The following is a 9556-nucleotide window of genomic DNA, read 5'->3' as shown; positions in this document are numbered from 1 at the left end:
TCCCCGATGCGGTAAATGACGCGACCTCCACCCCATCTGGCACACCCGTCTCGATAGGAGTACTGGGTAACGATAGCGACCCGAATGGCGATCCGCTAACCGTGACAGCAGCCACGCCAGGCACGAACGGCAGCACGAGCATCAGCACGAACGGCACCACATCGCCCACGGATGACGTGGTGGTCTACACGCCGAACAGTGGCTTCACGGGTACCGATTCGTTCGCGTACACGATCTCCGATGGCATGGGTGGATTGGATACGGCGACGGTGACGGTGACGGTGAATCCGGCTCCGAACGCGTCACCGGATGCGACGAATGATACTGCCAGCACGATCGCCAGTACTCCCATATCCGTTGCAGTACTGGGCAACGATAGCGACCCGAATGGCGATCCGCTAACCGTGACGGCGGCCACACCCGGCACGAACGGCAGCACGAGCATCAGCACCAACGGCACCACATCGCCAACGGATGACGTGGTGGTCTACACGCCGAACAGTGGCTTCACGGGTACCGACTCGTTTACCTACACCATCTCCGATGGTATGGGTGGATTGGATACGGCCACGGTGACGGTGACGGTGAATCCCGCCCCCAACGCGTCACCGGATGCGACGAATGATACTGCCAGCACGATCGCTAGTACTCCCATATCTGTTGCAGTACTCGGCAACGATAGCGACCCGAATGGCGATCCATTAACCGTGACAGCAGCCACGCCAGGCACGAACGGCAGCACCAGCATCAGCACGAATGGCACCACATCGCCCACGGATGACGTGGTAGTCTACACGCCGAACAGTGGCTTCACGGGTACGGATTCGTTCACGTACACGATCTCCGATGGCATGGGCGGATTGGATACGGCGACGGTAACGGTAGTGGTGAATAACGGCATCCCCGATGCGGTAAATGACGCGACCTCCACCCCATCTGGCACGCCCGTCTCGATAGGAGTACTGGGTAACGATAGCGACCCGAATGGCGATCCGCTAACCGTGACGGCGGCCACACCCGGCACGAACGGCAGCACGAGCATCAGCACGAATGGCACCACATCGCCCACCGATGACGTGGTGGTCTACACGCCGAACAGTGGCTTCACGGGTACCGACTCGTTTACCTACACCATCTCCGATGGCATGGGTGGACTGGATACGGCGACGGTAACGGTGACGGTGAATCCCGCCCCGAACGCGGCACCGGATGCGACGAATGATACTGCCAGCACGATCGCTAGTACTCCCATATCCGTTGCAGTACTCGGCAACGATAGCGACCCGAATGGCGATCCATTAACCGTGACAGCAGCCACGCCAGGCACGAACGGCAGCACGAGCATCAGCACGAATGGCACCACATCTCCAACGGATGACGTGGTGGTCTACACGCCGAACAGTGGCTTCACGGGTACGGATTCGTTTACCTACACCATCTCCGATGGCATGGGTGGACTGGATACGGCGACGGTAACGGTGACGGTTACAGGTAAGGATAACAATCCGCCTGATGCGGTCAAAGATTATGCTACTTCTGATGGGATGCCGATCAGAATTGATGTCCTCGCCAATGACACCGACCCTGACGGTGATAAGTTGACTATCACCAATATTACCGATGGCACGAATGGCAAAACATCGATTGATACTAAAGGTACAACTTCTCCTACTGATGATGTAGTAGTCTACACGCCGGATCCCGGTTTCCACGGTACGGATAAGTTTACCTATACTATCAGTGACGGTATGGGTGGATTGGATACTGCCACCGTCAAAGTGACAGTTACAGGTAACGGAAACGATTCGCCCGATGCGGTCAACGATTCTGCTACTTCCGATGGAATGAGAGTCAGAATTGATGTCCTGGCCAACGATACCGATCCTGATGGCGATCCTCTCACAATTACTAGTGTCAGCGATGGTACGAACGGCACGACGAGGGTCAACACCAAAGGCACGCCTTCTCCCACCGATGACGTAGTGGTCTACAGACCGAACAGTGGCTTCACTGGTACCGACTCGTTTACCTACACCATCAGTGATGGTATGGGTGGGTTGGATACCGCCACGGTGACCGTCAAGGTTATAGGTGAGGATAACGACCCGCCCGATGCAGTCAACGATTCTGCTACTTCCGATGGAATGAGAGTCAGAATTAATGTCTTGGTCAACGATACCGATCCTGATGGCGATCCTCTCACGATTACTAGTGTCAGCGATGGTACGAACGGCACGACGAGGGTCAACACTAAAGGTACGCCTTCTCCCACCGATGACGTAGTGGTCTACAGACCGAACAGTGGCTTCACTGGTACGGACTCGTTTACCTACACCATTTCCGATGGTATGGGTGGCTTTGATACTGCCACGGTGACCGTCAAGGTTATAGGTGAGGATAACGACCCGCCCGATGCGGTCAACGATTCTGCTACTTCCGATGGAATGAGAGTCAGAATTGATGTCCTGGCCAACGATACCGATCCTGATGGCGATCCTCTCACGATTACTAGTGTCAGCGACGGTACGAACGGCACGACGAGGGTCAACACTAAAGGTACGCCTTCTCCCACCGATGACGTAGTGGTCTACAGACCGAACAGTGGCTTCACTGGTACGGACTCGTTTACCTATACCATTTCCGATGGTATGGGTGGCTTTGATACTGCCACGGTCAAGGTGACGGTCACGGGTGGAGATAACGATCCGCCTGATGCAGTCAACGATTACGCCACTTCCGATGGGATGCCAGTCAAGATTTCCGTTCTCGCTAACGATACCGATCCTGACGGCGATAAGTTGACTATCACTAATGTTACCGATGGCATGAATGGCAAAACATCGGTTGATACTAAGGGTACGACTTCTCCCACCGATGACGTAGTTATCTACACGCCGGATCCCGGCTTCAGTGGTACAGATAAGTTTACCTACACCATTTCTGATGGTATGGGTGGTTTTGATACTGCTACGGTCAAGGTGACGGTCACGGGTGGAGATAACGATCCACCGGACGCGGTCAACGACTACGCTACTTCGGATGGTATGCCAGTCAAGATTGCTGTGCTAGCCAACGATACCGATCCTGACGGCGATAAGCTGACCATCACTAATATTACTGATGGTACAAATGGCAAAACGTCGATCGACACTAAAGGTACGGCCTCTCCCACCGACGATGTGGTGGTCTACACGCCGAACTCTGGCTTCAGCGGTACGGATAAGTTTACCTACACTATCTCCGATGGTATGGGTGGGCTGGATACTGCCACCGTCAAGGTAGTGGTTGCTCCCTGTGATGTTAACCAGCCTCCTGATGCGGTAAATGATTCGGCCACTTCGGATGGGATGACAGTTAAGATTGCCGTCCTTGCTAACGATACTGACTCTGATGGCGACAAGTTGACCATCACCAGTGTTACTGACAGTATGAACGGCACAACGGCGATCGACTCTAAGGGTACAGCCTCCCCAACTGACGATGTGGTGCTTTATACACCAGATCCTGGCTTTAGCGGTACGGACAGGTTTACCTACACGATCTCTGATGGTATGGGCGGCTTCGATACTGCCACGGTCTGTGTTAAGGTTACTCCCTGCGATAATGGAACTAATCAGCGGCCTGATGCGGTAAATGATTCAGCTTCTGCCAATGGCACTGCTGTTAGTATTGCCGTCTTGAGAAACGACACCGATCCGGATGGAGATAAGTTAACCATTACTGATGTCACGCCAGGAATGAACGGTACAACAAGGATCGACACCAAAGGTACGTCCTCAACCACTGATGATGTAGTCGTTTACATGCCAAGTTCTGGCTTCAGAGGTACGGATAAGTTTACCTACACCATTTCTGATGGTATGGGTGGTCTTGATACTGCTACCGTTACCATCACCTGTGGTAGTTAAGCCATTACCATCTCGCTCCGATAAACGCAGCTTCTGTCTGTAAGGGCGGGGTGCAAGGGTAGAATCCCTTCACCTCGCCCTTATTAGTTCTTGCAACTACATCTTTGGTAAAGAAAATGCAAGCATAAGCCCACCTGGAGAGAAATAGAGCCAATAATTTGTTGCACTTTTCGGCATGTATTTTTTTGATTCCTAGAGTAATATTTAGAGTTGATGGACACCTAAGTCTTTAATATAGCTAGCTAGAGCTACTTAAGAAAAACATGCAAGATGCGATCGCATCTTGCACGTTTTGGGCATAATAACCCTGAATCGATCTAAAAGATGAATTTGGTTTGCACGATTTAAGTGTTGCGAATGTCTACCACAGCTTAACTGTGTTTGCTAGAAGGGGTATTTTGCCAGAGGAAATTAAAAATTTTCTCTGGCAAGCATTATCTTCGGCTTGTGCCCAGTTCTTACTTTTACGATGTATCGCTCTTGTCAAGAAAGTTACTGCTTTTCAAGTTAGCTTGAAAAGCCGTTTTCGATGTTTTATACCAATTCCCTAAAGCAAAATTACAGATTGCTGGAGGGGCGAGTGGCAGTTCGCCCGTACATAGAGCGATTTGTAGTTCAATTTTGAAGAATTGATATTAGTTATGCATTGCTTGCACTGCTAAGCAGCCCAATAAATAAACAGAAAGATCTAACAAATCTGATAAACATATGAGTACCGGACAAGAATTTCTGGATAGCTTTGACTACCAGAAACTGCAACCAGGACAAGTACTACCTTCTGACTTTTCTGTAGTACCGCATATCGAGAGTATGCCTCAAGATCGGCCTACGGCTCTACACCAATTGCCGGATCTTTTTGCCAGTACTCAATCCTTATCAGACTTTTCAATATTTAACCTTGATGCTTTTGGCAACATCGCGCTAACCTTTGCTAGCAACGATCGCGCCGTTAGCTCTCCTTACAAGGACGATCCATTAGTTGGTCTGGTTCCACAATCTGTTGGTATTGCTCCTGGTGGCTCATTGGGTAATAATTCCAACGAAATTATCTTTATCGATCTCAGCGTTCCTGACTACTCCAGCCTTCTTTCAGGTATCAATCCCGCTGCCGAGATAGTTTTCCTCAGCCCAGAACGCGATGGAGTCGAGCAAATCTCTGAAATATTAGCTGCGCGTACTGATATTTCCAGCATTCATATCCTTTCCCATGGTAGCGTCGGTCAACTTCAGCTTGGCAGTTCTACACTTTCTAGCACCAATATTAATAGCTACTCGCAACAGCTTCAAGCTTGGGCATCTTCACTTACCGATGATGCCGATATTCTTTTTTACGGTTGTAACGTTGCTGAGGGCGCGATCGGTGACAACTTCATCCACGAGATCTCTACACTAACTGGTGCAGATGTTGCAGCTTCTACCAATCTTACTGGTAATGCTGCCCTTGGTGGGGATTGGGTATTAGAAAGTAGGATTGGAGCGATCGAGAGCCAGATTTTTGCTCCTACTGAAGTCACGAATAGCTATGCATCAACCCTAGCCACTTTTGACTGGGCAACGGCAATGGGAACGGTAGTTGGCCTCGGCACCTCTGTCACCGGTTGGCCTGATTCCGTGAATGTAACTTCCGGAAGCTCAACATCCATTTTATATAGTAATGTCAGTGGATCGGGAGTTGATATCACAATCACTGTTGCTGCAACTATGGGCGTAACGTGGGACGGTGGGGGCGTTGGCACCAGTGCTCCTTTTAGCGATAACAACCCTTTAATTGGTAATTCAGGTCCCCTTTCGCTCCAAATTCTGGTTGATAATGCTAGTTCTAGCGATGCTGTTACTGTTACAGTTGCATTTTCTACGACGGTTACTGGTGTTGCATTCGACGTTTACGACGTTGATTTTAGCCCCGTCGGCAGCATGACGCAAAACTATTCTGACCGAGTTACTGTCAGTGGCTCACCTACTATTACTGGTTCCGGAGTAATGATTGCTGGCGGGGTAATCTCAGCTACTCAGAATGCTGATAATAATACCCCTCCTACCCCTAACGCCAACGCTAATGTAAGCTATGCAGGTTCTTTAAGCTCTTTTTCTCTCACATATGACAACAGCACGCCATTGCCAGGAGGAGGAACAAACCCCACCGTTCAATACATAAGTTTTTTAGCCGGTTTTAACTTTACCCCGGCATCAGTCAACATAGCCCCGGATGCGGTGAATGATACTGCGACAACTCCAGGCGGCATGGCCACGAGTATCAGCGTTCTCACGAACGATACGGATGCCAATGGCGATAACTTCACCATTACAGGCACGACAGGTGCAACGAACGGCACCACCAGCATCGACACGATGGGAACGACATCCAATACCGATGATGTCGTTATCTATACACCCAATACAGGCTTTGTCGGCACCGACTCGTTTACCTACACCATCTCTGATGGCATGGGAGGGAGCGATACCGCCACCGTTACCGTCACGGTGACGAATACAATACCAGATGCGATAAACGACAGCACCACCACTGCAGGTGGCATGGGAGTGAGCGTCTCAGTCTTGGGCAACGACACCGACCCGAACGGCGACACCTTGACCATCGCCAGTGTAGGCAGTCCCACTATGGGCAGCACTTCCATCGACACGATGAGCACCCCTTCTTCCACCGATGACGTTGTCGTCTACACGCCAACCACGGGTTTCACTGGTACAGACTCGTTCACCTATGTGATTTCCGATGGCATGGGAGGGAGCGATACCGCTACCGTCACGGTTACCGTCACAAATACCGCACCGGATGCTGTCAATGACACTGCCACAACTCCAGGCGGCATGGCCACGAGTATCAGCGTTCTCGCCAACGATACGGATGCCAATGGCGATAACTTCACCATCACGGGTGCAACGGGTGCGACGAACGGCACCACCAGCATCGACACGATGGGAACGACTTCCAACACTGACGATGTCGTTATCTATACGCCCAATACAGGCTTTGTCGGCACCGACTCGTTCACCTACACCATCTCTGATGGCATGGGAGGAAGCGATACCGCCACCGTTACTGTCACTGTTACGAATACAGTACCGGATGCGATAAACGACAGCACCACCACTGCAGGTGGCATGGGAGTGAGCGTCTCAGTCTTGGGCAACGACACCGACCCCAATGGCGACACCTTGACCATCGCCAGTGTAGGCAGTCCCACTATGGGCAGCACTTCCATCGACACAATGAGCACCCCTTCTTCCACCGATGACGTTGTCGTCTACACGCCAACCACGGGTTTCACTGGTACAGACTCGTTCACCTATGTGATTTCCGATGGCATGGGAGGGAGCGATACCGCTACTGTTACCGTCACGGTCACGAATACCGCACCGGATGCGGTGAATGACACCGCTACTACACCCGGTGGCATGGCCACGAGTATCAGCGTTCTCACGAACGATACGGATGCCAATGGCGATAACTTCACCATCACCGGCACGACGGGTGCGACGAACGGCACCACCAGTGTCGATACGATGGGAACGACATCCAACACCGATGATGTCGTCATCTACACGCCCAATACAGGCTTCACTGGTACAGACTCCTTCACCTACACCATCTCTGATGGGATGGGCGGACTGGATACCGCTACCGTTACCGTCACGGTCACGAATACCGCACCGGATGCGATTAACGACACTGCGACAACACCCGGTGGCATGGCTACGAGTATCTCCGTCCTCGCCAACGATACGGATGCCAATGGCGATAACTTCACCATTACAGGCACGACAGGTGCGACGAACGGCACCACCAGTGTCGATACGATGGGAACGACATCCAACACCGATGATGTCATTATCTACACGCCCAATACAGGCTTCACTGGTACAGACTCCTTCACCTACACCATCAGCGATGGCATGGGCGGACTGGATACCGCCACCGTTACCGTCACCGTTACGAATACCGTACCGGATGCGATAAACGACAGCACCACCACCGCAGGTGGCATGGGAGTGAGCGTCTCGGTCTTGGGCAACGACACCGACCCGAACGGCGACACCTTGACCATCGCCAGTGTAGGCAGTCCCACCATGGGCAGCACTTCCATCGACACGATGAGCACCCCTTCTTCCACCGATGATGTTGTCGTCTACACTCCAACCACAGGTTTCACGGGCACCGACTCGTTCACTTATGTGATTTCCGATGGCATGGGAGGGAGTGATACCGCTACCGTCACGGTCACCGTCACAAATACCGCACCGGATGCTGTCAATGACACTGCCACGACTCTAGGCAGAACTCCAACCAGCATCAGCATCCTCACCAACGACAGCGACCCGAATGGCGATCCGCTAACCGTGACGACGGCCACACCCGGCACGAACGGCAGCACGAACATCAGCACGAACGGCACCACATCGCCCACCGATGACGTGGTAGTCTACACGCCGAACAGTGGCTTCACGGGTACGGATTCGTTCACGTACACGATCTCCGATGGCATGGGTGGATTGGATACGGCGACGGTGACGGTAGTGGTGAATAACGGCATCCCCGATGCGGTAAATGACTCTACCTCTACCCCATCTGGCACGCCCGTCTCGATAGGAGTACTGGGTAACGATAGCGACCCGAATGGCGATCCGCTAACCGTGACGGCGGCCACGCCAGGCACGAACGGCAGCACGAGCATCAGCACGAACGGCACCACATCGCCCACGGATGACGTGGTGGTCTACACGCCGAACAGTGGCTTCACGGGTACGGATTCGTTTACCTACACCATCTCCGATGGCATGGGTGGACTGGATACGGCGACGGTAACGGTGACGGTGAATCCCGCCCCGAACGCGGCACCGGATGCGACGAATGATACTGCCAGCACGATCGCTAGTACTCCCATCTCCGTTGCAGTACTCGGCAACGATAGCGACCCGAATGGCGATCCATTAACCGTGACAGCAGCCACGCCAGGCACGAACGGCAGCACGAGCATCAGCACGAACGGCACCACATCTCCAACGGATGACGTGGTAGTCTACACGCCGAACAGTGGCTTCACGGGTACGGATTCGTTCGCGTACACGATCTCCGATGGCATGGGCGGATTGGATACGGCGACGGTAACGGTGACGGTGAATCCGGCTCCGAACGCGCCACCGGATGCGACGAATGATACTGCCAGCACGATCGCTAGTACTCCCATATCCGTTGCAGTACTGGGCAACGATAGCGACCCGAATGGCGATCCATTAACCGTGACAGCAGCCACGCCAGGCACGAACGGCAGCACGAGCATCAGCACGAACGGCACCACATCTCCAACGGATGACGTGGTAGTCTACACGCCGAACAGTGGCTTCACGGGTACGGATTCGTTCGCGTACACGATCTCCGATGGCATGGGCGGATTGGATACGGCCACGGTGACGGTGACGGTGAATCCGGCTCCGAACGCGCCACCGGATGCGACGAATGATACTGCCAGCACGATCGCCAGTACTCCCATATCCGTTGCAGTACTGGGCAACGATAGCGACCCGAATGGCGATCCATTAACCGTGACGGCAGCCACACCAGGCACGAACGGCAGCACCAGCATCAGCACGAACGGCACCACATCTCCAACGGATGACGTGGTGGTCTA

General features: G+C 53.0%; 2 protein-coding genes. Both read left to right on the top strand.

Annotated elements, in window-relative coordinates:
* Nucleotides 1-3908, top strand: a 3908-nt coding sequence (locus tag PSE6802_RS30525; RefSeq protein ID WP_019503125.1) for a beta strand repeat-containing protein, incomplete at its 5' end; no start/stop codon positions are given.
* A 708-nt stretch (nt 3909-4616) separates the two neighbouring features.
* The coding region (locus PSE6802_RS30520) for an Ig-like domain-containing protein (protein WP_019503124.1) at nt 4617-9556 on the top strand (4940 nt) is incomplete at its 3' end.

The sequence above is a fragment of the Pseudanabaena sp. PCC 6802 genome (genome assembly GCF_000332175.1).
Taxonomy (GTDB): Bacteria; Cyanobacteriota; Cyanobacteriia; order Pseudanabaenales; family Pseudanabaenaceae; genus PCC-6802.
The sequence above is the reverse complement of the archived record's forward strand: the minus strand, read 5'-3'. Positions and strand labels throughout refer to the sequence as shown.